Annotated in this window: 22 protein-coding genes; 15 read left to right on the forward strand and 7 right to left on the reverse strand. The window is 68.2% G+C overall.

Going from position 1 to position 25,983, the window contains the following annotated elements:
- The first annotated feature begins 13 nt into the window (after window positions 1–13).
- From AB0H00_RS07735 to hpt, 3 genes are all read left to right on the forward strand, one after another.
- Window positions 14–1,123 carry a zinc-dependent metalloprotease gene (locus AB0H00_RS07735; RefSeq protein ID WP_357262565.1) on the forward strand — a complete coding sequence of 370 codons (1,110 nt, stop codon included), beginning with the start codon at window positions 14–16 and terminating at the stop codon, window positions 1,121–1,123.
- A 104-nt stretch (window positions 1,124–1,227) separates the two neighbouring features.
- Complete coding sequence (tilS, locus tag AB0H00_RS07740) at window positions 1,228–2,313, forward strand: tRNA lysidine(34) synthetase TilS (RefSeq protein ID WP_357262568.1); 1,086 nt, start codon at window positions 1,228–1,230, stop codon at window positions 2,311–2,313.
- Window positions 2,314–2,357: 44 nt separating this feature from the next.
- Window positions 2,358–2,915, forward strand: coding sequence for a hypoxanthine phosphoribosyltransferase (hpt, locus tag AB0H00_RS07745; RefSeq protein ID WP_357262571.1), 558 nt, complete (start codon window positions 2,358–2,360; stop codon window positions 2,913–2,915).
- Between the two features lies 1 nt (window position 2,916).
- On the opposite strand, the gene AB0H00_RS07750 is transcribed toward hpt, so the two are convergent.
- Genes AB0H00_RS07750 through AB0H00_RS07760 form a run of 3 tightly spaced genes read right to left on the reverse strand, consistent with a single transcriptional unit; the run spans window position 2,917 to window position 8,824 of the window.
- The gene (locus tag AB0H00_RS07750) at window positions 2,917–3,633 is read right to left on the reverse strand and encodes a cyclase family protein (protein ID WP_357262574.1); all 717 of its coding nucleotides are present in this window, start codon (window positions 3,631–3,633) and stop codon (window positions 2,917–2,919) included.
- Window positions 3,630–6,287, reverse strand: a complete 2,658-nt coding sequence (locus AB0H00_RS07755; protein WP_357262575.1) for a protein kinase — start codon at window positions 6,285–6,287, stop codon at window positions 3,630–3,632. The genes AB0H00_RS07750 and AB0H00_RS07755 overlap by 4 nt, the downstream gene beginning before the upstream one ends.
- Entirely contained in the window at window positions 6,284–8,824 is a 2,541-nt protein-coding gene (locus AB0H00_RS07760) for a serine/threonine-protein kinase (protein WP_357262578.1), read from the reverse strand. Before AB0H00_RS07760 ends, AB0H00_RS07755 begins: the two co-directional genes overlap by 4 nt.
- Before the next feature lie 119 nt (window positions 8,825–8,943).
- On the opposite strand from AB0H00_RS07760, the gene AB0H00_RS07765 reads away from it, so the two are divergent.
- Entirely contained in the window at window positions 8,944–10,515 is a 1,572-nt protein-coding gene (locus AB0H00_RS07765) for an amidase family protein (RefSeq protein ID WP_357262581.1), read from the forward strand.
- Here AB0H00_RS07765 and AB0H00_RS07770 read toward each other — a convergent pair.
- The 3 genes from AB0H00_RS07770 to AB0H00_RS07780 form a co-directional block, all read right to left on the reverse strand.
- Complete coding sequence (locus tag AB0H00_RS07770) at window positions 10,408–11,295, reverse strand: LysR substrate-binding domain-containing protein (protein ID WP_357262584.1); 888 nt, start codon at window positions 11,293–11,295, stop codon at window positions 10,408–10,410. The genes AB0H00_RS07765 and AB0H00_RS07770 overlap by 108 nt on opposite strands.
- A 388-nt stretch (window positions 11,296–11,683) precedes the next feature.
- A complete protein-coding gene (locus tag AB0H00_RS07775) occupies window positions 11,684–13,216 on the reverse strand; it encodes an aldehyde dehydrogenase family protein (RefSeq protein WP_357263416.1) in 1,533 nt (510 codons plus the stop codon).
- Between the two features lie 447 nt (window positions 13,217–13,663).
- The gene (locus tag AB0H00_RS07780; protein WP_357262587.1) at window positions 13,664–13,930 is read right to left on the reverse strand and encodes a DUF2277 domain-containing protein; all 267 of its coding nucleotides are present in this window, start codon (window positions 13,928–13,930) and stop codon (window positions 13,664–13,666) included.
- Window positions 13,931–14,087: 157 nt separating this feature from the next.
- Here AB0H00_RS07780 and AB0H00_RS07785 point away from each other — a divergent pair, with 157 nt between their 5' ends.
- Window positions 14,088–14,921, forward strand: a complete 834-nt coding sequence (locus AB0H00_RS07785; RefSeq protein WP_357262590.1) for a DUF1266 domain-containing protein — start codon at window positions 14,088–14,090, stop codon at window positions 14,919–14,921.
- On the opposite strand, the gene AB0H00_RS07790 is transcribed toward AB0H00_RS07785, so the two are convergent.
- Window positions 14,901–15,791, reverse strand: coding sequence for a hypothetical protein (locus AB0H00_RS07790; protein WP_357262593.1), 891 nt, complete (start codon window positions 15,789–15,791; stop codon window positions 14,901–14,903). The genes AB0H00_RS07785 and AB0H00_RS07790 overlap by 21 nt on opposite strands.
- 565 nt (window positions 15,792–16,356) lie before the next feature.
- Between AB0H00_RS07790 and ftsH the strand changes: the two genes are divergently transcribed.
- From ftsH to panD, 10 genes are all read left to right on the forward strand, one after another.
- Complete coding sequence (gene ftsH, locus AB0H00_RS07795) at window positions 16,357–18,762, forward strand: ATP-dependent zinc metalloprotease FtsH (RefSeq protein ID WP_357262596.1); 2,406 nt, start codon at window positions 16,357–16,359, stop codon at window positions 18,760–18,762.
- A 296-nt stretch (window positions 18,763–19,058) separates the two neighbouring features.
- Entirely contained in the window at window positions 19,059–19,670 is a 612-nt protein-coding gene (gene folE / locus AB0H00_RS07800; RefSeq protein WP_327121514.1) for a GTP cyclohydrolase I FolE, read from the forward strand.
- 184 nt (window positions 19,671–19,854) lie between these two features.
- A complete protein-coding gene (folP, locus tag AB0H00_RS07805) occupies window positions 19,855–20,712 on the forward strand; it encodes a dihydropteroate synthase (RefSeq protein WP_357263419.1) in 858 nt (285 codons plus the stop codon).
- Window positions 20,709–21,146 carry a dihydroneopterin aldolase gene (gene folB, locus AB0H00_RS07810; protein WP_357262599.1) on the forward strand — a complete coding sequence of 146 codons (438 nt, stop codon included), beginning with the start codon at window positions 20,709–20,711 and terminating at the stop codon, window positions 21,144–21,146. Before folP ends, folB begins: the two co-directional genes overlap by 4 nt.
- Window positions 21,147–21,330: 184 nt before the next feature.
- Window positions 21,331–21,867: a 2-amino-4-hydroxy-6-hydroxymethyldihydropteridine diphosphokinase gene (gene folK, locus AB0H00_RS07815; protein ID WP_357262602.1), complete on the forward strand. Its 537-nt coding sequence runs from the start codon at window positions 21,331–21,333 to the stop codon at window positions 21,865–21,867.
- A gap of 2 nt (window positions 21,868–21,869) precedes the next feature.
- Window positions 21,870–22,340: a DUF3180 domain-containing protein gene (locus AB0H00_RS07820; RefSeq protein ID WP_357263421.1), complete on the forward strand. Its 471-nt coding sequence runs from the start codon at window positions 21,870–21,872 to the stop codon at window positions 22,338–22,340.
- Between the two features lie 70 nt (window positions 22,341–22,410).
- Window positions 22,411–23,373, forward strand: a complete 963-nt coding sequence (locus AB0H00_RS07825; RefSeq protein WP_357262605.1) for a DUF6779 domain-containing protein — start codon at window positions 22,411–22,413, stop codon at window positions 23,371–23,373.
- A 272-nt stretch (window positions 23,374–23,645) separates the two neighbouring features.
- A complete protein-coding gene (locus tag AB0H00_RS07830; protein ID WP_357263424.1) occupies window positions 23,646–24,566 on the forward strand; it encodes a DUF2520 domain-containing protein in 921 nt (306 codons plus the stop codon).
- Window positions 24,566–25,543, forward strand: a complete 978-nt coding sequence (gene panC, locus AB0H00_RS07835) for a pantoate--beta-alanine ligase (RefSeq protein WP_357262608.1) — start codon at window positions 24,566–24,568, stop codon at window positions 25,541–25,543. The genes AB0H00_RS07830 and panC overlap by 1 nt, the downstream gene beginning before the upstream one ends.
- A 13-nt stretch (window positions 25,544–25,556) precedes the next feature.
- Complete coding sequence (gene panD / locus AB0H00_RS07840) at window positions 25,557–25,976, forward strand: aspartate 1-decarboxylase (protein ID WP_327111877.1); 420 nt, start codon at window positions 25,557–25,559, stop codon at window positions 25,974–25,976.
- The last annotated feature ends 7 nt before the right edge of the window (window positions 25,977–25,983 follow it).

Genomic DNA, 25,983 nt, shown 5'->3' on the forward strand with positions numbered 1-25,983 from the left:
CGGGTGGATGATCATGACCCAAGAAGGTTCCGACACAGCCGAATCCGGGCCCGTGGCCGCGGTCGAGCGGCGCAAGAGCCGCTCGGGTCTGTCCGGGATGGTCGACTGGCGCCTGGCCGCCAAGACCGGATCGGCCCTGGTGCCCTCGGGTCCGCGAACTTCGCGCTACTCGGCCGAACAGGTCGTCGCCGAATTGGCCGTCGCCTCCGAACGTGCCGAAGGACCGGTTCGCGAGGTGAGCGGGCTGCTGGACGACCGGCCGGTGCCTGGCGCCAGGATCGTCGACCGGCCCGGCTGGATCGAGGCCGCCGCCGACTCCATGGCCCAGCTCACCGGCACCGGGCCGGCCGCCGCCGAACGCAAGCTGCTCGCGGGCAAACCCGCGGGCGTACAGGCGGGCGCGATGCTGGCCTTCCTGTCCACCGCGATCCTCGGCCAGTACGACCCGTTCACCGGTCCGGATGGCACGCTGCTGCTGGTCGCGCCGAACATCGTGGCGGTGGAGCGCGCGCTCGGCGTGTCGCCGAGCGATTTTCGACTCTGGGTCTGTCTACACGAGGTGACCCATCGGGTGCAGTTCTCTTCGGCGCCTTGGCTCGTCGAGTACATGCGCGGCAATGTCGAGGTGCTCGGCGAGGTCGGGGACGAGCCGCTGGCCGAGATGCTTTCCCGGCTGGTCGACGAGGTGCGCGATCGTCGCCGCGGCACCGCCGCCCACGATCCGGCCGCGCGCGGTGTGGTCGGTCTGCTGCGCGCGACACAGGCACCGCCACAGCGCGAGGCACTGGACCGCCTGCTGATGCTCGGCACCCTGCTGGAAGGGCACGCCGATCACGTGATGGACGCGGTCGGCCCCGCGGTCGTGCCGTCGGTCGAGCAGATCCGCACCGCCTTCGACCAGCGCCGCAAACGCCCGACCAACCCGCTGCAACGAATCCTGCGCGCCCTGCTCGGCGTGGACGCGAAGGTCGCGCAGTACGTGCGCGGCAAGGCGTTCGTGGACGAGGTAGTCGGCAGCGTCGGTATGGCCCGATTCAACACTGTGTGGACGGACGCGGAAACCCTGCCCCGCATGGATGAGATCGAGGACCCGAAGCGCTGGATCGGCCGGGTCCTGGGGTGACCGAGCCGGCGTAGCCGAGGGTGCGGTGTCGGCGCGAGCGTGTCGGGCGACGGAATCGTTCGGCGCGGGTACTCGATGCGCCGCCGGTCGGTAGGCTGCGGCCCATGGGCACTGCGCCAGGGCGCTCCGGATCGGCCGCCGGTTCATCGGCTTCCACGCGGCGGTCGGCGCGCACCGAGGACGTCCGGCGGCTGCCGGAAACCGCGGCGGTGCTCACTGTGCGCAGGGCGGTGCGAGACTGGCTCGCCCGATTCGGGTCGCGCGTTGCCGAGCCGCCCGCGGTCGCGGTGGCGCTGTCCGGCGGCGCGGACTCGCTGGCTCTCACGGCTGCCGCCGTGGTCGAGGCCGGTGCGGTCGACGCGCTGGTGGTCGATCATCAATTGCAGCCCGGCTCCGCGGCGGTTGCCGCCGAAGCCGCCGCGCGGGCGCTCGCACTCGGCTGCCGGTCGGCCCGGGTGCTCGCGGTCGAGGTCGACAGGTACGGGGGTGTGGAGGCCGCCGCGCGCCGTGCGCGCTATGCCGCGTTGGACGCGGCGCGGGAGGGGCTGCCGGTCCTGCTCGGCCACACACTCGACGATCAGGCCGAAACGGTTCTGCTCGGGCTGGCCCGTGGGTCGGGCGGCCGCTCGATTCACGGGATGGCTCCGTTCACCGAGCCGTGGGGCAGACCGTTGCTCGGCGTGCGCAGGGCAGTGACCGGGCAACTGTGCGCCGAACTCGGTCTGGCGCCACACGAGGACCCACACAACGCTGCGCCGGAGTTCACCAGGGTTCGCCTGCGCACCGAGGTGTTGCCGCTGCTGGAGGAGATTCTCGGCGGCGGGGTGGCCCCAGCGCTGGCCCGCACGGCCGAACAGTTGCGCGAGGACGCAGTGGTACTGGACGCGCTCGCTGCTGAACTCCTGCACTCCGCGAGTGATGGGCAGGCGCTGTCGACCGAGACCCTCGCCACTGCGCCCGCAGCCCTACGAAAACGGGCAATTCGGGCATGGTTGTTGGCGGGTGGTGCGAAAGCGCTGACCAACAAGCATTTACAAGCCGTCGACGAGTTGGTTACCGCCTGGCGCGGCCAAGGCGGCGTCGCGGTCGGCGGAGGAACGTCGGGTAACAGGTTGGTCGCCGGGCGCGAACATGGCAGGCTGACATTGCGGCTGGGTGATGACGGGCATCGGACCGATGACACATACTGAGCCGGCCCATCGGGCGCACCACCACGGAAGGGAATCCAGCTGACGTGTACGGGGACGACATCGCGTCGGTGCTGATCACCGAGGAACAGATCGCGGCGAAGACCCAGGAGCTGGCCGCGCTCATCGCCAAGCGGTATCCCGCCGACGCGCCGGAGGGAGACCTACTGCTGGTCGGTGTGCTCAAGGGCGCGATCTTCTTCATGACCGACCTGGCCAAGGCCCTGCCGATTCCGACCCAGATGGAGTTCATGGCTGTCTCGTCCTATGGGTCGTCCACCTCGTCTTCCGGCGTCGTGCGCATCATGAAGGACCTGGACAAGGACATCGCGGGCCGCAATGTGCTGATTGTCGAGGACATTATCGACTCCGGACTCACGCTGTCCTGGCTCAAGCGCAACCTGTCGACCCGCAACCCGGCCTCGCTCGAAGTGGTCACCTTGCTACGCAAGCCGGATGCGCTGCGCACGCCCGTGGAAGTCGCGCATGTCGGCTTCGACATCCCGAACGAGTTCGTCGTCGGCTACGGCCTCGACTACGCGGAGCGCTACCGCGACCTGCCCTACATCGGCACCCTCGCCCCGAAGGTGTACGGCGGCGCCTGACCTATTCGGGCAATATGCCGAAAATCGTTGCGGGAGAGCCGGAACCGCCGCGGTACAGCGGTCCGCCCGCGAGGACCCACGCGCCCGTCGCGGGCAGCGCGGCGAGGTTGGCCAGACACTCCAGGCTGATCCGGTGTTCGCCGTACAGCAGCTTCGACACCGCGTAGGTGCCGTCGGTGCCCACGTCCGGCCCGAACGTGTCGGTTCCGAGTGCGCCGCGGCGTCCGAGCCTGCCGGTGTGCAGCAGCCATTCCACCGTGTGCACCGCGAAACCGGGCTGGTGCTCTGCGGATTCGCCGGTGCCGAGGAACTCCGGGGTGCCCCACTTGGCGTCCCAGCCGGTCCACGCGATGACCGCGGCGCCGTTGGGAATCCGGCCGTGTCGTTCCTCCCACCGCCGCAGGTCGGCGACCGTGATCGCGTAGTCGCGATCGCTCACGCACTGCCCACGAACATCGATCTTCACCGCGGGTAGCAACAGGTCGTCCAACTCCAGTTCGTCCGCGGCGAGCCCATCGGCGCGGAAGTGGATCGGTGCGCCCCAATGGGTTCCGGTGTGCTCGCCCTGCTGGATGTAGCGCAGGTAATAGCCGTCGTTCGCGATCGTGGCAACGAGGTCGGTGCGGAATTCCGGATCGTCCGGGTACAGCGGCGTGGTGGCCGGATCGTGCACGTGCGAGAGGTTCACCATCCGCCCGAGCGGGCGCGGCGAGGTCATCGCTTCCGCTGCGGAATTGCCCTGGCCAAGGCGAGGAGATCGGCCTCTAGTACGCGGAACAGCCGGTAGGTGAGCACGAATGCCAGGATGCCACCGACGCTGAGCAGGCGCACCGGAACTATTACCAAGTTCTGGTCGGAGGCGTCCACGAAGGTCGCGCTCGCCACGCCGAGCAGCGGAACCGACGCCGCGACACCGAGATAGAAGTTTCCGCGTCTGGCGAGGGCGCGCAGCTGGCGTTCGTCGTCGGGGCCGACCCCGCCGCGCACCAACAGCTGCGGATATATCGAATGCACCGAGTAGAACGCGATCGGGAAGAACGGGTAGGCCAGCGCGATGGCCGCGCAGACCACTTGCGCGGCGAAGAAATGCACGAATGTCCCTCGCGGCAGGTCGACACCGGAAAGCACCAACCCCAGCGGCCAGAGTATGCCCGCGAGCAGCCAGAAGCCGAACGGCACCCACACCGCCCAGTCGCCCATCAGCAGGGTGTCGCGGCGTGCCTTCGCGAGCGTTCGCGCCGAGAACTCGTGGCCTCGGTTCAGACGGAAACCGATGGTCAGTGGGCCTCGAGCGAGGAAAAGCAACAGCAGCGCGGCCACCGGGAAGGCGATCATGTTGTTGACCAAGACGACAGTGGCGAACGTGTCCTGGTCGGTGGCCGACATCCGGTCGATGATCAGGGTTTGGTTGAGCTGGATGTTGTACAGGCTGGCCAGCACGTTCGGCACGCCGATACACAGCGCGGCCAACGGGAGGAGCAGGCCACGGAACCGGTATGCGAGGCTGCTCGGCGGGGGGTCGACCAGGTCACGTGCGCGAGCGTCGAGACAGAGGTCGAGTTGTCCAGCAAGTTCGGCGCCGTTGCGCCACCGACGCTTTGGGTCGACGTGCAGGCATTCGAGCAGAACACGACGCAGCGCGGCCGGTGTGCCTTCGGGCAGACGTGAGAGCGCCACCGCCGAGACTCCGCCCCGGCGCGCCGCGAGCATGTTCGCGAATATCTCGGTGGAGGTGCCGCGCTCGTCGGGCGGCGGGTCGTCGAACGGCTTGGCGCCGGTGAGCATTTCCCACAGCAGCACGCCGAGGGAAAAGATGTCACTGCCGTTGCCGGACGCGGGCGCCCCAGGATCGAGGTATCCAGCCAACTGTTCAGGGGAGCGGTAAGGTAGCGAACCCTTTTCGATCGCAGCGAGATTCGGAGCGGCCGTACGCGGATCCGCCTCACCGATGGCGAAATCCGCGAGCTTCGGGATGCCCTCGGCGGTGAACAGGACGTTCGTGGGCTTGATGTCATGGTGCAGCACGCCGTGGTGCTCGGCGTAGTCCAGCGCGTCCGCGAGCCGCCTGCCCACCCATGCCACGGTCTCGGGCCAGCTCAGCTCCGCGATCTCGGCACGAACGCTCGAATCCGACGGCCGGATCTCGCCCTTGGACTCCATGGCGGCGTCGACAGCCCGCAACAGCAGCGCACCGCCATCGGCCACCGGGCCGCGACGGCGCTGATCGAGTACGCCGAGCGCGGTGCCGCCGGGTAGGTACTGCATGTAGACCAGGTGGGGGAGTGCGCCGCCCGAGGTGCCATCGGCTGTGCGAGTACCCAGGGCGGCAGCTGAGCGACGTGATGCCGGGTCTCGCCGCATCGAGTCCGGGAAGTCGGCGTTGCGGCGGTCCGGCGGGCTGGCGAGTGTCGCGTCGTCGTCTGTCGATCGGTCCACGGGGATGCCGTCGCCGACAGTGGTGCCGCCGCGGGGTTCGACGGACCGCGCGGGAGCGTCGCGGTGTGGACGTTGTGTGTCAGGTTCGCTGACGACGGTCGCGTCATCGGCGAGGGCGGCTTCGGAGTCTCGCGACTCTGCGCCGGCAGCGCGGTCTTGTGCATCGGCGACCGTGGTGTCGAGGTCGTCTCGTGCCTCGGCGATGGCCGGGTCAGCGTCGATAGCGCGTGTTCTCAGGGCGGCGACGGTGCGATCGCCGCGGGTAGGCGATCTCGGAACGATCAGGGGGTGTGCGGTGTCAGAACTGAGCACCCGCTGGTCGAAGACTCGGACGATGTGCGCGTGGTCCAGCTGTGCCATCGTCTGCGGCGCGCCTGCCCGTCCCGCCGAAAATCGGACGGCGACAAGTCGCTGCATGGAACGTTGCCTGGCGAGGAACACGCGGCCGAGTAGGCCGCCACCCAGATCCGTGAGCAGGTCGAAATCATCGATCCGCCGCCCAGGCGCCAGGTCGGCCGGCGCCGCGACGGCTTCGCTCGACACCGCGGTCCCGATGTCGGCACGCTCGTCGGCGAAGTCGGGGAGGCGTTCGCGGATCTCCACGGCCAGATCGGGGTATTCGGCGACGAAGTCCGCCAGCGCCAGCGGCGCGTGCTTACGGCGGGCCAGGAATTCCTCGCAGACCAGGTCCACAAGCTCGGGACTGTGCTCCACCTCCGGAAATTCCTTGCGGTACTCGGCGATTCTCTTACCCAGCCCTGTGCGCTCCCAGCGCCGACGCAGATCGATCCGCAGCAGATCGGTGAGCAAAGTGAGGCGCACCTGCGTGCCGTCGGGTACATAGTCCGGAATCTGCGGCGGCATGCGACCGCCACGGAGGCTGCGCTGCCAGTCGGCGGCGAACCGTGCGACGGCGTCACTGCGCCAAGTGGTCACGTGCCGGGCTCCGCCTCGTCCGCTCCGGCGCGGGACGGCCGGCCGGTGGAAGCACCTGCTCGGGGGTCGACTACCCGCTCCAGCGCGCGCAGATCCGCCTCCAGTGCGCGGAACAGCAGATACGAGCCCACGAACGCGATTATGCCGCCCACGCACAGGAGCCGTACCGGGAAGATCACCGACGGAATGTCGGCGGCGGGTAGGAAAGTCACTCCGGCCACCGCGAGCAGTGGCACAGACGCGGCGACAGCAAGGTACCCGTTGCAGCGCCGGTCCAGCCCACGCAGCCACACCGCGTCTTCGGGACTGATGTCACCATGCCGGAGGAACAGCGGATAGATGCACCGCACCATGTAGAAGGTCAATAGGAAGAACGGATACGCGACCGCGATCGCACCGCACACCACCAGTGAGGCCAGGAAGTGCACCACGGCCTGTCTCGATATGTCGCCGGTGGACAGCTTCAGTGCGATCGGGAAGACGATGCCCGCCAGCACCCACAGCGAGAACGCCACGGCGACAGCACGATCGCCCATCAACAGTGCGTCCCGTCTGGCTCGCCGCAGGGTGTCCGGGTCGTACCGTCGTCGCTTGCGCAACCCTTGCGGCACCGTCACTACGTACCTGGACATGTACAGCACGATGGCGATGCCGGTCGGAAAGAAGATCGTGTTCACGATGCTGGTGATGATGAGGAAGGTGTGCTGGGCTTCTACGGTCATCCGGCTGATGATCAGATCCTGGTTGTGCGCGATGTTGTACAGCGAGGCAAGCACATTCGGAAGTCCGACCGACAACAGCGCCACCAGCACGTAATACGGCCGAAGCCGTCGCCGCCAGCTCGTCGGCGCAGGGTCGACCAGCTCCCGTGCGCGCTCGTCCTGACACATCTCCAGCTGCCTGGCCAGGGTCGCGCCGCTGGACCAGCGCATGGTCCGCTCCGGCGCGAGGCAGGTCAGCAGCACCCGTCGCAGCGCGGCCGGGCAGTTCGGCGGAAGCCGATCCAATGCGGCGGCATCCACGCCGGTGCTGCGTCGCTCCAGCATGGCCTCCAAGGTGGTGTCGTCGCCGTGCTGTCCCGCGCCCGCGGTGGTGTCGTCGAATGGCTTGGCCCCGGTGAGCAGCTCCCACAGCACCACGCCGAGCGAGTAGATGTCGGCGCGGGTGTCCAGGTCGGCGGCGCCACGGTCGAAGCTGGGATGGCAGGCCTCCAGCTGTTCCGGTGACATATAGGCCAGCGATCCGCCGAAGTAGGCGACCGGACTGGTGCCCTCCACGTTGCGGCTGAAGCTGATGTTGAAGTCGGCCAGTTTCGGCACCGCCTCGGCGGTGAGCAGGACGTTGGCGGGTTTGACGTCGCGGTGCAACACGCCATGCGAGGAGGCGTAGTCGAGTGCCTCGGCCAGTCGGCGCCCGAGCCAAGCGACCGTCTCCGGCCAGCTGAGCGCGGCGATTTCGGCGCGCACGCTGGAGTCGGTCGGCCTGATCTCGCCTTTCTCCTCCATAGCCGCGTCGACGGCGTCCAGCAGCAGCTGCCCGCTGCGTTCGGCGGGCGGGGTGGCGCGCACCCAGCGCAGCACGCCCAGTAGCGTGCCGCCGGGCAGGAACTGCATATAGAGCAGCCGCAGCCTCCGCGTCGCGACCGCGGCGTCGCCGAGAACCCGTTGGTCGAAGACCCGCACGATGTAGTCGTGGTCGAGCTGGGCCAAGGTCTGCGGCTCGGTGCCGCGGTCGGCGGAAATCTTCACCGCGACCAGCCGCTGCAGCGAGCGCTGCCGAGCAAGGAAGACCCGCGCGAACGCGCCGCTGCCCAAACCGGTCAGCAGATCGAAATCATCGATTCGCTGGCCGATTTCGATCCGGTCGAGCGCGTCGTAACGGCCGGGCCCGGTGCCGATCGTGGTGGGTACGGCGGTGGCTGTTTCCATGAGATCGGCGGCGGTCGTTCTGGTCACTTCAGAACTACGAGCGAACTCGGTGGTTCGGTTCAATCCGGTGTCGACGTCGGCGGATCGAGTGGGTGCGAGAGCGGTGCGCGTGGAATCTTCCTGCACCGCGCGGCGGGTGCTCTGATCTACGTCGTCGGCGTTCAACAGGGCGCGAAGTTCCGCCGCCTGATGTGGATATTCGCGCAGGCATTCGCGCGGATCAACCCGTTCCCCGCTGTGCCGGCGGATGACGAATTCCTCGTAGACCAGACCGGCTGGGATACTGTCGGGGACGAGATCTGGAAATTCGGCGCAGTAATCGGCGAGGCGTTTGCGCGGGACCGGTTCGGGCGGCGGACCCGGGCCTGCCGCGGGACGGCGCAGCCAGCGATGCCGCAGGTCGACGCGGATCAGGTCGAGCAACGCCTCCCTGCGCAGGGTTCTCGCGTCGGGCAGGTACTCGGTGATATCCGGTGGCAGGCTGGTGGATTCCCAGGCCGCGGCGAAGGCTTGCACCGCGCTCGATTCCGCACGCGGCAGCCCGCCGTAACCGGCAGCGGTATTCGAACTCGTGCCGGTATCGGAACTTCTCTCAGAGTTGACACTCATGCTCAGACCTAGTGGCTCGGCGGACGTCGCAGAATCCGCTCTCATCGGTCGTTGGATGTACCGGAGAAAATCCGCCACACCCGACGCCATCGTCCCCGCGCAGTATTCGAAATGATAACTTGCGGCTCAAGAGCGGATCACCCGATTTCGACAACGATGCGACGGGGGACGACCAGCACATGTGCGACGAGGCCGCAGTGGTGGCGGACGGCTCGATTTCGAGGAAAACGGCCGTAACAACAACGGTAGTCCGGAATGTGAAGGCCGTCGACGAGGTGGCCGAGGACGAGGCATCGACCGCTGCCGACGATCGGTGCGGTCGAGTCCGGCAGACCGAGCCCCACCCACCGCGCGGCCCGGCCGCAGTGATCGCCGCGGGTGTGCGGGACGGCTCGCTCTTGCCCACCACGGTGGTTGCGGAGGCCGCTGCGCTCGCGGCGGGTCGGAAGGCGAACGCGGTGAGCGTCGCTCGCGCGGAGCGGGCGATGGCGGAAGCGGCGGCGCTCGAGCAGCGGGTCGACCTCGACGCACTGCCCCTTGCCGGTGTTCCGGTCGCGATCGACCACCGCGTCTCGATCGAAGGCGACGCGGCCACGGCCGACCATCCGGTGGTGCGCCGGTTGCGTGCCGCGGGCGCGGTGGTGGTCGCGGCACCTGAACTGGGCCTGCGGGGTACGACCGACAACCCGCGCAACCCGTGGAACAGCGCGCGCTGCGCGGGCGGCGCATCCGGTGCGGCAGTCGCATCGGGTCTGGTGCCGGTGGCGTACGGCAGCGAGGGGCTCGGCTCGGTACGCGTGGCCGCGGCCTGCTGTGGAGTGTTCGGGATCAAGCCCGGACGCTGCACCGTGCCCGTCGTGATCGGCGCCGGCGCCTGGTCGGGCATGGTCGAAAACGGTGTGCTCGCGACGACGGTCGGTGACGCGGCGCTCGCGCTATCGGTCATGGCGGCGCGACCGGACCTTGCCGAGGTGGATCCACCTGGCCGACTACGCATCGGATTGGCCCTGAATCCGCCGTCCCGCCTCTTCCGCGTCGATCGGCACTGGACCGCGGCCGCCCGCAGGGCGGGATCGGTCGCCGAGGCGGCGGGCCATGTCGTCGAGCCGACCACGTTGCCCTACGACAACGCTCTGTTCTCGGTCTTTCTGCGCTGGCTGTCCGCTGCCGCGGTACCGGATCACGGTCGCCTGCCGTGGCGCACCCGCCGCCATCTTGCCCTCGGCCGGCTCGTGCAGCGTCTGGTGCGTCCGGCCCAGATGGACCGGGTGGAGGCGCGATTGCTGGAATTCTTCGACCACTACGACGTGGTGATCACGCCCGCGCTGACCGCGTCGCCGCCTGAAGCGCGGGCCCGGCACACCTGCCGTCAGCCCGCCTGCGTGCGGTTTTCACCCTTCATCCCGCTGTGGAACCTGGTCGACTGGCCTGCCGCCTCCGTGCCGATGGGCATGCAACCACGTGCGGGCACTCCCGTGGCCGCGCAGCTATCGGGTCCACCGGGCAGCGAATCCACCCTGTTGCGACTATCCGCGCAGCTGGAGATCAGCAGACCGTGGCAGCGCATCGCGCCTCGAGCCGGATCAGACGCTGACCGTGGGCCGCTGTGTGGCGAATCCGCCATCGACGGCTCGTCCGGCGAATTCGAGGATGGTGGGCCGGTTGTCGTCGGCTCGCCATGCCACGGCTAGTTCGCACGGTGCGAGCCCGGACACCGGGCGCGCGGTCAAGCCGGGCCAGCGGTACATCGGCACGTTGTTCTCGGCGAGCAGGCAGACGCCCAAGCCGAGGCTCACCGCCTCCAGCTTGTCCTCGGGCGTCGCGGCCTCCGCGCCGATCTTCGGCTGGCGTCCGCTCCGCCCGTCGTTGCCGAGCCAGAAATCGCGCACCGTCCCGGCTTCGGTGGGCAGCGCGACGAACGGCTCGTCGAGCAGATCGGTGAACTCGATGGTCTCCGAACCGGCCAGCGGGTGGTTCTCCGGGAGCAGCACCCAGCGCGGCTCGGTGCGCAGCACCTGCCAGCGGTAGCGGTTCTGGTCCGGCAGCGGCAGCCAGACCAGGGCCAAGTCGGCCTGCCGGCCCGCAAGCCCGCTGGACGGGTCGGTCCACGACGCCGCATGCAGTGCGAGGCGGTGTCCGCTCGCGCTCTCCAGGTCATTGAGCAGGCCGCGGCCTAGCGCGGACTGGATGCCGACGCGCAGCACCTCGCCGGCCTCCTGCAGCGAGATGTTCGTGACCTCCCACAGCTCCAGAATCTTGCGTGCGCCTTCGAGCAGCTCCTTACCCGCGACGGTCAGCGCGACACTTCGCTGGTTGCGGTCGAACAGCACCACGTCGAGCTGGCGTTCCAGCTGACGGATCTGACGCGACAGAGTGGGTTGAGCAATGTGCAGCCGCTGAGCGGCGTTGGTGAAGTGCAGTTCCTCAGCGACGGCGACGAAATACCGCAGGTCGCGCAAATGCGGGTCCATAGCCCCTTGCTATCAGAATCGGTCCTGAATTTCCAGCCATATCAGGCCGAAAAGTTCGGATACTGGCGCCAAAACAGTCGGCAGGTTTGTTAGGGACAGCATATTGGCTGACGTGGTACTCCGCACCATCAAGCTTGGCGAATGTGTGGCATGTGGCAGATTTTTTGCCCGCCTATCCACAATTGGGCGATTGACCAGCTAGAACGGCGATTCATCCGGATGGGCGATAGCGGGTTGTGGTCGCCCTGGCGTTTGCCGGTGATCGGCTGAGGATTGGTCGTGCCATGCAAGGGAGTCGATGTGTGATGTTAGTCACAACAGTTTCCTCTATGTCATCGAGTAATGCGTGACCGGAGCTGAGCGCCGACGGTGCTGCGCCTCCGGCTCGCTACGCTCGCTCACTTTTGTCTCCCTTGAGTTTCAAGACGGCGGGGAGGTCGAGGCGGCGCAGTCCGCGCGCGCCCGCGGCGCGCATGGCGCCGAGTGCGAACAGGAGCTTCGGCATCGAGTACGGGTACCAGAACAGTTCCTTCTGCTGGGTCGGCAGGATCGGCGTGGTGATCGCCTGCTGACGGCAGTACTTGCGAACGCCGTTCGCGCCGCCCCAGCGGGCGCCGACGCCGGAGAGACCCCAACCACCCATGGGCAGCGCGTAGCTGAACAGGTTGGCGAAGACGTCGTTGATATTGACCGCGCCTGCGTTCAGCTGCCGCGCGATTCGCTCACCGCGCTCTTTGTCGCCGGTCCACACCGAGGCCGACAGGCCGTAGATCGAGTCGTTGGCCAGTCGGATCGCCTCCGCTTCGTCGGCCACCCGCATCACCGGCAGTGTCGGTCCGAAGGTCTCCTCGGTGACGCACGACATGGTGTGGTCGACGTCGACGAGCACGGTCGGCTCGAACGCTGTCCCGAAGCCGGCCCGCTTGCCGCCGGTCAGCACCTTCGCGCCCGCCGCGACGGCCTCGTCGACGTGGCGCTGCACGATGGTCACCTGGCTCTCGTTGGCCAGGGCACCGATGTCGTATTCGGCGCCGCGGCCGTCGAGGCCCTGGCGCAGCGCCTCGACGTTGGCGGTGAGCTTGGCGACGAACTCGTCGTACACCGGCGCTTCGACGTACACCCGCTCTACCGAGATGCAGACCTGGCCGGAGTTGAACATGCCGCCGAACGCGATGCCGTGCGCGGCCCGGTCGAGGTCGGCGTCGGCGAGCACGATGGCCGGGTCCTTGCCGCCGAGCTCGAGACTGTAAGGGACCATCCGCTCCACGCAGGCGGCGGCGATCTTGCGGCCGGTCGCGGTGGAACCGGTGAACTGGATGTAGTCGGCATTGCCGACCACGGCGGCTCCGGTCGCGCCGCTGCCGGTGACCACCGCGAAGATCGGGGGAGCGCCGATTTCTGCCCAGCCTTTCGCCAACTCGAGCGCGGACAGCGGTGTCACCTCGGACGGCTTGAGGATGACGGCGGCGCCCGCGGCGAGCGCGGGGAACACGTCCATCACCGGCATCGCCAGCGGGAAGTTCCACGGCGTGATGACGCCGACCACCGGGTAGGGCCGGTAGACCGTGGTCAGCCTCTTGACCCTGGCCAGGGGACTGTGTGGCGACGGGTGGTCGTCGGCGAGGAACTTGGCCGCGCGGCGCGCGTAGTAGCCGATCACGTCGGTCGCGAAGCCCGGATCGATCAGGGCGTCGACGCGCGGTTTCGCTGTCTCCGACTGCAGCACCGTGGCCAGGTGGTCGGTGTTGTCGATCAGCCAGTCCTGAAATTTCAGCAGCCAGGCCTTGCGGCCGTCGGGGCCGATCGCCTCCCACTCCGGCTGGTACAACCGCAGTTCGCGGACCTTGGCCGCGACCACGTCGGCGGTCTCGGCGGGCACCGCGCCGACGACCTCGCCGGTGCCGGGATTGCGCACCTCGATGACGGGCGGGCCGTCGTTCTTCGCGGTCGTCTTGCGTGCCGGTGCTTTCTTGGTGGCGCCGGACGCCGGTTCGGTGTTGGCCACTGCTGTTCTCCCACTGAGGTTGCACTGCTGTGAATCAGATCACTGCATTACGATCGTGGCACAACCCGAACAGACTTTCTTGGCCCAGTTTGTCATCTGGTTTGTTTCAGAGGAGGAGCGCGAGCGCGTTCTGCGCGCGGCGCTCAACCGAGGCGGTAGCCGCGGGCATGGTCGCCGAGCGCGGGCCCGCGGGCGGTCGGCGGGTCGCCGGGTATCGCGCGATGTGGAGATTGCCTCTCGGGCCGGCGTGGATGAAACGGCCATGGTGGGGCTGATCGGGCGCGCGCAGTCTTCCGCTGGAGGTCGCGTTGGCCTGCGTTGACTCCTACAGCACCGACGCGCTGCCTTGAACCGGTCGGCTCGTTACTCTCCGGCGGCGGGTTCGCGTGCGGCGATGCGGCGCAGCGGTGGTTCGGTGGTCGGCGCGACCCGGCGGTCGGGGAGTTCCGCGAGCAAGGTGGTGGTCGCCGCCGCGATGGCCGCGACCGCCTTGTCGACGGCCGGTTTGGTGGTCGAGCTCAGGCCGGACACACCACCGACCTTGCGCACGTACTGCAGTGCGGCGGCATAGATTTCCTGGTCGGTTGCGGCAGGTTCCAGGCCACGAAGGACGGTGATGTTTCTACACATGCGAGAACACTAGCTCCAGAGCACGACATGCGGCAGCGCAAAGAATCCGCTGATGTGAGATTCGGTTCGCCCAGTCGGCGCTGGGCGGGAGACGGACGACACGGAACCATCCGTGAATACTCAGTTTTCGCCGAGCTGGATAAGGAACAATCGAGGAATGCCTTCGCGCGGTGTACCCACCTTGACGACATTCCCGTACGCGGAGCTCGACGAGCGGGAGGAGGACCATTGGTCCGGCGCCACGGTCTCCGATGACGAGCTGCGGGCGCTGGCCCTCGGCGCCTTCTACTCGGCCCGCTGGGACGCCTTCCACGACGCGCTGCTGCTCGGACCGGAACGCGAGCATCCGCTCGGCGATCGGCGCGAGCTGGCCATCGACACGCTCACCGGCGCCTGGGGCATCACCGACGGAACGGAGGCGCAGGCCTCGATGGAGCAGTTGCTGGACGGCATGCACGCCCCGCTCTACGCCCTGGTTCATCCGCTCGTGACCGCCTCGATCAACGCGAGCGAGCGCGACCGTTTCGGCGAGCGAGCCGACCGGCACCGGGCGTTCCTACGGCAGGTAGGCGCGTTCCGTGGGATGGACAATCCCGAGGCGCTGGTCCGCGACTACGACATCTGGTCGCAAGCGATCAAGATCGGTTTCACGGATCATCTGGCCAGGCCGCTGCCCAGTGACATCCACGCCTGGGATCTGGCAAGGGTGGTCGCGGTGGCCAGGATGGCCTACACCGCCGGCTACATCGAAGCCGACATGGCCTGGGATTATCTGGCGCGCGCGCTGCCGCTGGCGCAGAGCAAGTACCGCAACTGGCGTCAGTTCGGCGACGCCTACCTGACCGGCTGGACCTATTGGCAGGCCTGCGAGGACCTGGCCGAGCTGAAGAACGGCGGCGTCGACCGCCGCAAAGAGCTGCTACGGCTGTGGCTGCGTCCGACCAGCCCGTGGCGGCGGGTCGCGCTGAACTCAGTTCCCATCCGGGAGTGAGCGCAGGATGCCCCGACCGTAGCGCTGGAACTGCGCGTCGTCGACCATGCCGAGGGAGTGCCGCTCGACGAGCAGCTCCCACTCCGAATACAACTGGGCCACACCAGGATCCGCAGGGCCGCCGGCGCCGTCGGCGGAATCGCGGCGTACCGCGAAGTTCACCGCGCAGGTGACCCGCTCGGCGTCGGCGCGGTCGGTGCCCGTGAAGTGCAGTGTCAGGTTGCCGTCGTGCACGTCTATGCCCGCTGCGCCGCGCGCCGTGCCGACCTCGCCGGATCCGAGCGGAGGGGCGTCGGTGGTGCGTGCCCACACGACGGCCGGGATGGGCAGCTCATGGGCGTAGCGCGCGTCGTCGCCGATCGCGATGAACAGCAGCCGTCCCGTTGTTGCCGCAAGCAGGCCAGGGCCGTTGCCCGCAGGCGGGTGCGCGACGGCCACGGCCGTCTCCAGTACATACTCGTCTGGCGTCACGTAACGATGCAGAGCCGCTATCGCCGACTTGGCCTCGCGGCGTGGCGTCATCTTGAAGGTCGCCCGGTCCACGTCCGCTCGGGTGGGACCGTTCCTGCCCCAGGTGGGGGCGGGCGGGTGCAGATCGGGTGCCGCCACGTCGATGCGCTGGGTGGCCAGGATCTGGGTGTTGATCCGGTCGATGATCTCGGCGGCCGCGGGGACGTCGTGCTCGGCGATCAATACCGGCAGCGGCGTGCGATCCGCGGGCACGCCGGTCAGCACGGGCGTCGGGTAACGCAGATAGATCTCGATGACGACCGCGTCGTCAGCCCGCCGGTTCAGCCGGACCTTGAGCAGATCCGAGACCGGAACGTCGAGTACGCGCTCGCCTTCGGACCCTGGCCGCAGAACGATCAACCTTCCGCGACCGTGACGCACTATCGCTGTGGGTGTCCGTAGCTCGACTATGTCCATACCCCCTGCGCTCGTGTCGTATTTGCGGCGCTCACGGGGCCTTCGTGATTTACGCGAGCTACCGCCTCGGTGTCTGTCGCTCGCGCCGCTGTGTCTGATATGCGGCGCTCCCGGGGCCCTTCGTGGTTACGCAAGCTACCGCCTCCGTGCCTGTCGCTCGCGCCGCTGTGTCTGATATGCGGCGCTCCCGGGGCCCTTCGTGGTTACGCAAGCTACCGCCTCCGTGCCCGTCGCTCGCGCCGCGATGTTGTGCTGTCGCCCACGATAGGCCGAACATGCCATGATTGTTGCCACTTGGAATAAGTGGATCGGAGACATCGGGAACCACCGTCGTTCCCCGGCCGTTTACCTCTTTGACTGCACCTGCAGCCGAACTGTGCGATGTATCGACTAGACCGTACGCGGTAACGTGGCATGTCCGCATCCGAACCCCGCGGAACTGGACGCCCCAGACGCATCGCAAGCACCGGAGACACCGGAAAGGACTGGCCGCCCCGGCCGACGCTCTATGAACCGCAAGACTGTGTTTCGCACCCTGGCCATAGTCTCGGGCATCTTGCTCGTGATCTATGCGTTCAGCTACTTCGGCAACGACACGCGCGGCTGGAAGAGCGTTGATACATCGGTTGCCCTCAACCAGCTGAACGACAAGAGCAACGTTCAGAACGTTCAGATCGACGATCGCGAGCAGCAGCTGCGCATCGAACTGAAGAACGGCAATGACGCCACCGGCGGTCAAGCCAAACTCATCGCGAAGTATCCGGGCGGCAGCGAGACCTCCGCGCAGATCTTCGACGCCGTGAAGAACTCCGGCGCCAGCTACAACACGGTGGTCAAGCAGGAGAGCTGGCTCACCCAGATTCTGCTGTTCGTGCTGCCGATGGTGATCCTGCTCGGCCTTTTCGTCTTCGTGATGGCCCGCATGCAGGGCGGCGGCCGCGGCGGCATGATGGGCTTCGGCAAATCCAAGGCCAAACAGCTGTCCAAGGACATGCCCAAGACCACGTTCGCCGACGTAGCCGGCGCGGACGAGGCGGTCGAGGAGCTCTACGAAATCAAGGACTTCCTGCAGAATCCGGTCCGCTACCAGGCGCTCGGCGCCAAGATCCCCAAGGGCGTCCTGCTCTACGGGCCGCCGGGTACCGGCAAAACCCTGCTGGCTCGCGCCGTTGCCGGTGAGGCGGGTGTGCCGTTCTTCACCATCTCCGGTTCGGACTTCGTGGAGATGTTCGTCGGTGTCGGCGCCTCCCGCGTGCGCGATTTGTTCGAGCAGGCCAAGCAGAACAGTCCCTGCATCATCTTCGTCGACGAGATCGACGCGGTCGGCCGTCAGCGCGGCGCCGGGCTCGGCGGCGGTCACGACGAGCGTGAGCAGACCCTCAACCAGTTGCTCGTCGAGATGGACGGCTTCGGCGACCGCACCGGCGTCATCCTGATCGCTGCGACCAACCGCCCCGACATCCTCGACCCCGCGCTGCTGCGCCCCGGCCGGTTCGACCGGCAGATCCCGGTCAGCAACCCCGACCTGGCGGGCCGTCGCGCCATCCTGCGTGTGCACTCGCAGGGCAAGCCGATCTCGCCCGACGCAGACCTGGACGGTCTGGCCAAGCGCACCGTCGGCATGTCCGGCGCCGACCTGGCCAACGTGATCAACGAGGCTGCTCTGCTCACGGCCCGCGAGCACGGTGCGGTGATCACCGGCGAGCAGCTCGAGGAATCGGTGGACCGCGTGATCGGCGGACCACGCCGCAAGAGCCGGATCATCAGCGAGCACGAGAAGAAGATCACCGCCTACCACGAGGGCGGCCACACCCTGGCCGCCTGGGCGATGCCGGACATCGAGCCCGTCTACAAAGTCACCATCCTGGCCCGCGGCCGCACTGGCGGCCACGCCATGACGGTGCCCGAGGACGACAAGGGCTTGATGACCCGCTCGGAGATGATCGCCCGCCTGGTTATGGCGATGGGTGGCCGCGCGGCTGAGGAACTGGTGTTCCACGAGCCGACCACCGGGGCCTCCTCCGACATCGACCAGGCCACCAAGATTTCCCGTGCGATGGTCACCGAGTACGGCATGAGCGCCCGTCTCGGCGCGGTCCGCTACGGCCAGGAGCAGGGCGATCCGTTCCTCGGCCGCTCGATGGGCATGGGCTCGGACTACTCGCACGAGGTTGCGGGCGCCATCGACGAGGAGGTGCGCAACCTGATCGAGGCCGCGCACACCGAGGCGTGGGCCATTCTCAACGAGTACCGCGACGTGCTCGACGTATTGGCCACCGCGCTGCTGGAGCGAGAAACCCTGCACCGCAAAGATCTGGAGCAGATCCTGGCGTCGGTGCAGAAGCGCCCGCGGATCACCGCGTTCAACGACTTCGGCGCCCGGGTCCCCTCGGACAAGCCGCCGGTGAAGACTCCGGGCGAGCTGGCCGCCGAGCGCGGCGAGTCATGGCCGCCGGAGCCGGTCGCGAAGCCGTTGACCGCCGCCGCGCAGCGTGAGCCGCAACCCGCCAACGGTTATCCGTCGCACGAGAGCGGCTACGGCGTGCCGCCGCAGTACGACCGTCCGACGCCGCATGGCCCGGGATATCCGGCACCACAGGCGCCCCCGTCGGCTTACCCGCGCCAAGGCACGCACGGTTCGCGGCCGGACTACGGTGCGCCGGCGGGCTGGTCGGCCCCTGGCTGGCCGCCGCGGGACGAACCGCAGCAGCAGGGGCAGCCCGGCGGCTGGGGTGACGGGCAGCAGCCGCGGCACGGATATCAACCGTGGAGTCCGCAGGGCGGACCAGAGGACGGCTACGAGCGTGGTGGGTACGGCGACCACTCCCACCCCGGCTATGACGAACCTGGCCGCGCAAACCCGAACGGCGAGGGCGATAACGGCGAATGGGATGGACCGAACGGTCGGCACTGAGTCTGTTGCGGCGGTTCGCGAATCCCTTCGTGGTTATGCAGGCTGCCGCCTCCGGGCCCGTCGCTCGCGCCGCTCTGTCTGATGGGCGGCGCTCCCGGGGCCCTTCGTGGTTATGCAGGCTGCCGCCTCCGGGCCCGTCGCTCGCGCCGCGGCAGTGACGATTAGGCTCGACTATCGGGGTGCCGAGTTACTGTCGGCACCCGAGATTTTGGAGGTGTCCTCGATTGTCGGCCAACAATCACGGCGGTGGCCACACCCTCGCCCAGTCGGATGGCGCTGAACGCAACGGTGCCGACATCAGCGTGACCGAGCCGGAGATCGTCGCACTGGAAACCGGTAGGTCGTTCGATCAGGCCCGGGCCGAAGCCGCGATCCGGGAGTTGCTGATCGCCGTCGGCGAAGACCCGGAGCGGCCCGGTTTGCTCGAGACGCCGTCCCGCGTCGCGCGTGCGTATCGGGAAATGTTCGCCGGGCTCTACGTCGAGCCGGACTCGGTGCTCAACACCACTTTCGACGAGGGGCACCAAGAGCTGGTGCTGGTCCGCGACATTCCGATGTACTCCACCTGCGAACATCACCTGGTGTCGTTCCACGGCGTCGCCCACGTCGGCTACATCCCCGGCCCGCACGGCCGGGTCACCGGTTTGTCCAAGCTGGCCAGGCTGGTCGATCTGTACGCCAAGCGTCCCCAGGTGCAGGAGCGCCTGACCAGCCAGATCGCCGATGCGCTGATGCGCAAACTGGATCCGCGCGGTGCGATCGTTGTGGTCGAGGCCGAGCACCTGTGCATGGCAATGCGTGGCATCCGCAAGCCGGGTGCGAGCACCACCACCTCCGCAGTGCGTGGGCTGCTCCAGTCCAACGCCGCCTCGCGGGCCGAGGCGCTCGATCTCATCCTGCGGAAGTGAGCGGCCGGCGGTGTCTGGACTCAGGAGCGGAGGGCGCGCAGCGACTGGAGCGACGAGAGAAACCGCCGTCAACCAGGACCCGCGCGCTGACCGTGCGGAGAGCGCGCGATCAGACGCCGTGAGCGCGGCCGAGGTGGCCGGACTCAGGAGCGTCGGGGCGCGTGGCGGCCGGTCCTGCGTGGTGATGGGCGTGGTGAACGTCACCAGCGATTCGTTCTCCGATGGCGGCAGATACCTTGATCCGGAACTGGCTATCGCGCACGGTGTGGAGCTGTACGCGGCGGGCGCGGACATCATCGATGTCGGCGGCGAGTCGACCAGGCCGGGCGCCGTGCGGGTCGACCCGGCTGCCGAAGCCGCGCGGGTGACGCCGGTGATTCGCGGACTCGTCGCGGCGGGCGTGCCGACCAGCGTGGACACCATGCGTGCCGCGGTGGCGGAGACGGCGATCGACGCCGGGGTCGCGGTGGTGAACGACGTCTCCGGTGGCCGTGCGGACCCCGACATGGTGAAGGTGGTGGCGTCCGCGGGCGTCCCGTGGATTCTCATGCACTGGCGGCCGGGCGCCGACTATCGGCACTCGGGTCCCGCCGACCACTACGACGACGTTGTCGCTGAGGTGCTGGTCGAGCTGACAGCCCAGGTGGACTCGGCCGTCGCCGCGGGCGTCGACCCGGCCCGGCTGATCCTCGACCCCGGCCTCGGCTTCGCGAAGAACGCCGAGCACAACTGGGCTTTGCTCGGCGCGTTGCCCGAACTCGTCGCGCACGGGCTGCCGATCTTGATCGGCGCCTCGCGCAAGCGCTTCCTCGGCGCGCTGCTCGCCGACGACGCGGGGCCGCGTCCGCCGGACGGACGGGAAACGGCTACCGCGACCGTCTCGGCGCTGGCCGCACTGCACGGTGCGTGGGGAGTGCGCGTCCACGACGTACGCGCCTCGCTGGACGCTATCGCCGTCACCGCCGCATGGCAGAACGCCGCCCGGCGCAGTTCCTCCGGGCATGACACCATCCGACCGAGTGCGCAAGGAGCTCACCGATGAGCAGGTCGCCGGTCCACGCCGAAAACGGTGCGTCGCCGCTGGATTCGCCGATCCGGCGCGGCGCCGATCGGATCGAGCTGAGGGGCCTGCGCGCGTATGGGCATCACGGGGTATTCGACCACGAGCGCCGCGACGGCCAGGAGTTCCTGGTAGATCTGACCGTGTGGGTGGATTTCGCCGTTGCCGCGGCCTCCGACGACCTGATGGCCACCGTGGATTACGGCGCGCTGGCCGAGCGTGCCGTGCGGATCATCCAGGGCCCGCCGCGCAACCTCATCGAGACCGTGGTGTCGGAGATCGCCGATGATGTGATGACCGATCCTCGGATCAGCTCGGTCGAGGTAGTGGTACACAAGCCGTCCGCACCGATTCCGCATACCTTCGCCGACGTCCGGGTCGTCACCTCGCGTCACCGCGGGGAGCTCGCCGAATGAGCGACCGACACCGCGGCCCGGCCTTCCCGACGACTATGTCCGATCGCCCGTCTTCCGCACCGGCAGTGCGCGGGCCCTCGGTGACGGTGTCTTCCTTCGTCGCTCCAGTCGCTGCGCTCCCTCCGCTACTCAGTCCAGACACCGCAGGCCCGCTCACAGTGCCGAGTGTCGTGGAGGCGTTCCGGTGAGCCGCGCCGTGCTGTCGATCGGTTCGAATCTTGGCGACCGGCTCGCGCATCTGCGCAGTGTCCTCGACGGGTTCGGGGATCGGGTGCTCGCTGTCTCCGCGGTGTATTCGACCCCGCCCTGGGGCGGGGTCGCGCAGGATGACTTCCTCAACGCCGTTGTGCTGGCGGATGATCCGGCATTCGGGTGTGCGGACTGGCTGTGCCGCGGTCAAGAGCTGGAGCAAGCCGCCGGCCGGGTCCGCGACGTGCGCTGGGGCGCGCGGACCCTCGACGTCGACGTGGTCTGGTGCGCCGAGCTGCGCGACGGCGAGCCGGTCGCCTGCCGCAGCGCCGATCCGAAATTGGTCCTGCCGCACCCTCGGGCACACTGCCGCGCCTTCGTACTCGTCCCGTGGCTGGACGTGGCGCCGGACGCGGTGCTCGAGGTCGATGGCGCGCCACATCCGGTGGCGGAGCTGCTGGACCGGCTCGATCCGGCCGAGCGCGCAGGAGTGCGCCGCACCGAGTTGTCCATGACGGGTGCGGCGTCGTGAAACTGAAGCCGACCCGTGTCCTGGACCTCATGGCGAACGTGCTCATCGCCGCGATCGTCGCGTGGATCGCCACCAGGATGGCCTACGACAATTTCCCGCCGATCTCGACCTACGCGGGCGCCTCGCTCTATCCGGTGGCCGCCATCGAGGCTGTGCTCGCGTTCGTGATCCGGGCAAGGGTCAACGATGATGAGGTCGGGGATGGCCGCCACCAGCTGCATCCGATCACCGCGGCCCGCGCCGTCGCGTTGGCCAAGGCGTCGGTGCAGGTAGGTTCGATCGCCGCAGGCGTCTGGCTCGGCTTCCTGTGCTGGGTGTTCCCCCAGCGTGGCACGCTGCGCGCCGCCGCTGCCGACAGCCCCGGTGCGATCGTCGGGATGCTGGCGGGGGTGGCTTTGGTTGCTGCGGCCCTCTGGCTGGAGTACTGCTGCCGCGCTCCTGAGGATCCCACTGACGATCCAGCTACTACGTAGCTAATTTTGTTGATGGAATCACTGAACCGGATTCTGGGCGCGGCTCGCTGTTCAAGCTACCCTGGCTGACATGGTTTCACCCTCCCGGAGCAGCACTTCCCGTCGACGGCGGGAAGAGGCGGGAAAATTGTTCATCGGTGTCTTGATTCTGCTCGGTCTGGTTGCCAGTGTTTTCCTGGTTTTCAGCGATAGCCTGCAGTTCGTACGGGTAGGTTTGGTCGCCGCGCTCTGGGCGGCGGCGATCGGCGCGCTGGCCGCGACGAAGTACCGCAAGGAAGCGACGATCGATAAGGCCAAGGTCCGCGATCTGCAAACGGTCTACGAGTTGCAGCTGGAGCGGGAGGTCACCGCGCGGCGCGAATACGAGCTCGGCCTCGAGGCGCGGGTGCGCGAGGAGGTCGGCGCCGACGCGGCCGAACTAGCGGCACTGCGCGCGGAGCTCACCGTGCTCCGCCAGAGCCTGCAGCGGTTGTTCGACGGCGATCTGCCGATGGATCGCCCGGCGCTGCGCGCCGACTCGACCCGAATTCAGGAGCTGACCAGCTCGAGCGCGGAATCGGCGAACAATAGCTCCGCGAATGCCGGAATGTGGTCGGTCTTCGCAGACCAGCAACCGCATGGCACCGTAACGCCGGTCTTCGTTCCAGACCATCCCGAGCCGCCGGTGTTCGCCAGCCCCTTCGACGAGCCGGTCACCGCCGAGACCGCGATCGTCTCCGTCGAGGACGACGACGAGAGCACCGAGGGCGCCGTCGATGACAACCGGTACACCGAGCCGCGCGGGTGGACCGACGCCTTCACCGAGGAGCCCGCCGAGGAGCCCCCGACGCAGCCGGCGAAGCGCGCCGCCCCGCCTCGCCCTGAGGCCGCCCCGCGCCATGACCTCGAGCCGTGGCCGACCCGGGAGCCCACGACCGGCACATCGAGCGTGCGCAGACGCCGCAGGGCCGAGTCCGACGACACACCCTCGCGCCGGCTCTCGGTCGCGGAGATCATGGCCAACCTGCAGTCCGAAGAGCGTGAACGGGACTGACCGGCCCCGGTCGGAGCACCACCACTGCGTCCTAAATCACGGAGTCACCCCGTGGCATCGCCGAACCGCGTAGCGATATTCTCGTGACGTACCGTCCGGTACCCGCGTGGCGGGACTGGAACGACATCGAGAGGACAACGTTGACCTCGAGAAGAGGGAATTCCGACAACGCGAATTCGGGCGACTTCGTTTCGAGCGACCTGCAAGCAGTCGCAAGCGGTCCCATTTCGAGCGACCTGCAAGCAGTCGCAAGCGGTCCCATTTCGAGCGACCTGCAAGCAGTCGCAAGCGGTGACCCCGCGCCCGCACGCCTCACGGTGGGAATCGTCTCGGCGGGACGCGTGGGTTCGGCACTGGGAGCGGCACTCGAGCGCGTCGGGCATGTGGTGTTCGGCGTCGCCGCGATTTCCGATGCCTCGGTGCGCCGCGCGCAGACCCGGCTACCCGACTCGGAGATCCTGCCGATCGAAGAGGTGGCCACCCGCAGCGAGCTGCTGCTGCTCGCCGTTCCCGACTCCGAGCTGGCCGGTCTCGTCCGCGGCCTGGCCGAGACAGGGGTCGTTCGACCCGGCACTATCGTCGCGCACACCTCCGGTGCGAACGGAGTCGGTGTGCTCGCCCCGCTTGCCGAGATCGGCGCACTTCCACTGGCGATCCATCCAGCGATGACCTTCACCGGTCACGACGAAGACGTGACCCGTCTGGGCAACGCCTGTTTCGGCGTCACTGCCGCCGACGAGGTGGGCTACGCCATCGCGCAGTCACTGGTGATCGAGATGGGCGGCGAGCCGGTGCGCGTGGCGGAGGAGAACCGCACCCTGTACCACGCCGCGCTAGCGCATGGCAGCAATCACCTGGTCACGGTGATTGTCGACGCGCTGGCGGCGCTGCGCGTAGCGCTCGACGGCCCCGGCTTGCTCGGCCAGCAGATCGTCGACGACCAGCCGAACGGCCTTGCCGAGCGCCTTCTCGCCCCACTGGCCTCGGCGGCGCTGGACAACGCGCTGCGCCGCGGCCAGGCCGCGCTGACCGGTCCGGTGGCCCGCGGCGACGCCGACGCGGTGGCCGCGCACCTGGCCGCACTGGCGTCCGTCGACACCCGTATCGCCGCAGGTTATCGAGCGCTGTCGCTGCGCACCGCGGAACGGGCGGGCGCCACCCCCGCCGTTATCGAGCTGCTGGAAGGACGCTGATGTTCGACCCGAAATTGCGTGGCGCCTACCGGCCGGGTGAACTGACCGTGCACCACGATCCCGCCGTGCTCACCGCTGTGTCCAGCGCCCTGCGCGGCGTCGGCCGCACCGTCGCGCTGGTGCCGACCATGGGTGCGCTGCACGAAGGCCATCTGGAGATCGTGCGGCTGGCCAAGCGGACCAACCAGGTCGTTGTTGTCTCGATCTTCGTGAACCCGTTACAGTTCGGCGCGAACGAGGACTTGGACCAGTATCCGCGCACTCTGGACGCCGACATCGAGCTACTGCGCGCGGAGGGCGTCGAGCTGGTGTTCGCGCCGAGGGTGTCCGACATGTACCCGGACGGCCCGCGCACCGCGGTGCACCCCGGTCCGATCGGCGCCGAACTGGAGGGCGCGAGCCGCCCGACCCATTTCGCGGGCATGCTGACCGTGGTTGCCAAGCTGCTGCAGATAGCGCGTCCGACCGAGGCGTTCTTCGGTGAAAAGGACTATCAGCAGCTCACGCTGATCCGGCAGATGGTCCGTGACCTGAACTTCGACGTGAAGATCACCCCGGTGGCCACCGTGCGCGAGCCGGACGGCCTTGCCCTGTCCTCGCGCAATCGCTATCTCGACGCGGTACAGCGGGAATCGGCGCTCGCGCTTTCCGCGGCGCTGTCGGCAGGCAAGCACGCGGGTGGTCTCGGCGCGGACGCGGTGCTCGCCGCCGCACGCCAGGTGCTCGATGCCGCTACCGGCGTGGACCTCGACTACCTGGTGCTGCGCTCGGCCGCTCTCGGCCCCGCACCGGCCACCGGCAACGCCAGGTTGCTGATCGCGGCGAGGGTCGGAGCCACCCGGCTTATCGATAACATTGCCGTCACCCTCGGCGCCCCGATCGACGGCCATCCCAACGTCTCCAGTTCGCGTTCCGCGGATACGCCCCAGCCTGCTCCGGCGGTGTCCGACCCCGCCCTGCTCCCACCCGTGAATTAGAAAGGGCGACGCAATGCTGCGCACCATGATGAAGTCGAAGATCCACCGCGCTACCGTGACGCACGCCGACCTGCATTACGTCGGCTCGGTCACCGTGGACCAGGACCTGCTCGACGCCGCCGATCTGTTGGAGGGCGAGCAGGTATGCATCGTCGACATCGACAACGGCGCCCGTCTGGAGACCTACGTCATCGCGGGTGAGCGTGGTTCCGGCGTGATCGGGATCAACGGGGCAGCAGCCCATCTGGTTCACCCTGGCGACCTGGTTATCCTGATCGCATACGGTCAGATGAACGAGCAGGAGCTCGCGGAATACGACCCGAAAGTCGTGTTCGTAGACGAGCGCAACCGCCGGGTCGAACTGGGTTCGGACCCGGCGCACGCGCCGGAGGGCTCGGGGCTGACCTCGCCGCGCTCCCTGTCCTTCGTCTGACGGCGGA

This window comes from Nocardia sp. NPDC023852, assembly GCF_040639505.1.
Lineage (GTDB): Bacteria > Actinomycetota > Actinomycetes > Mycobacteriales > Mycobacteriaceae > Nocardia.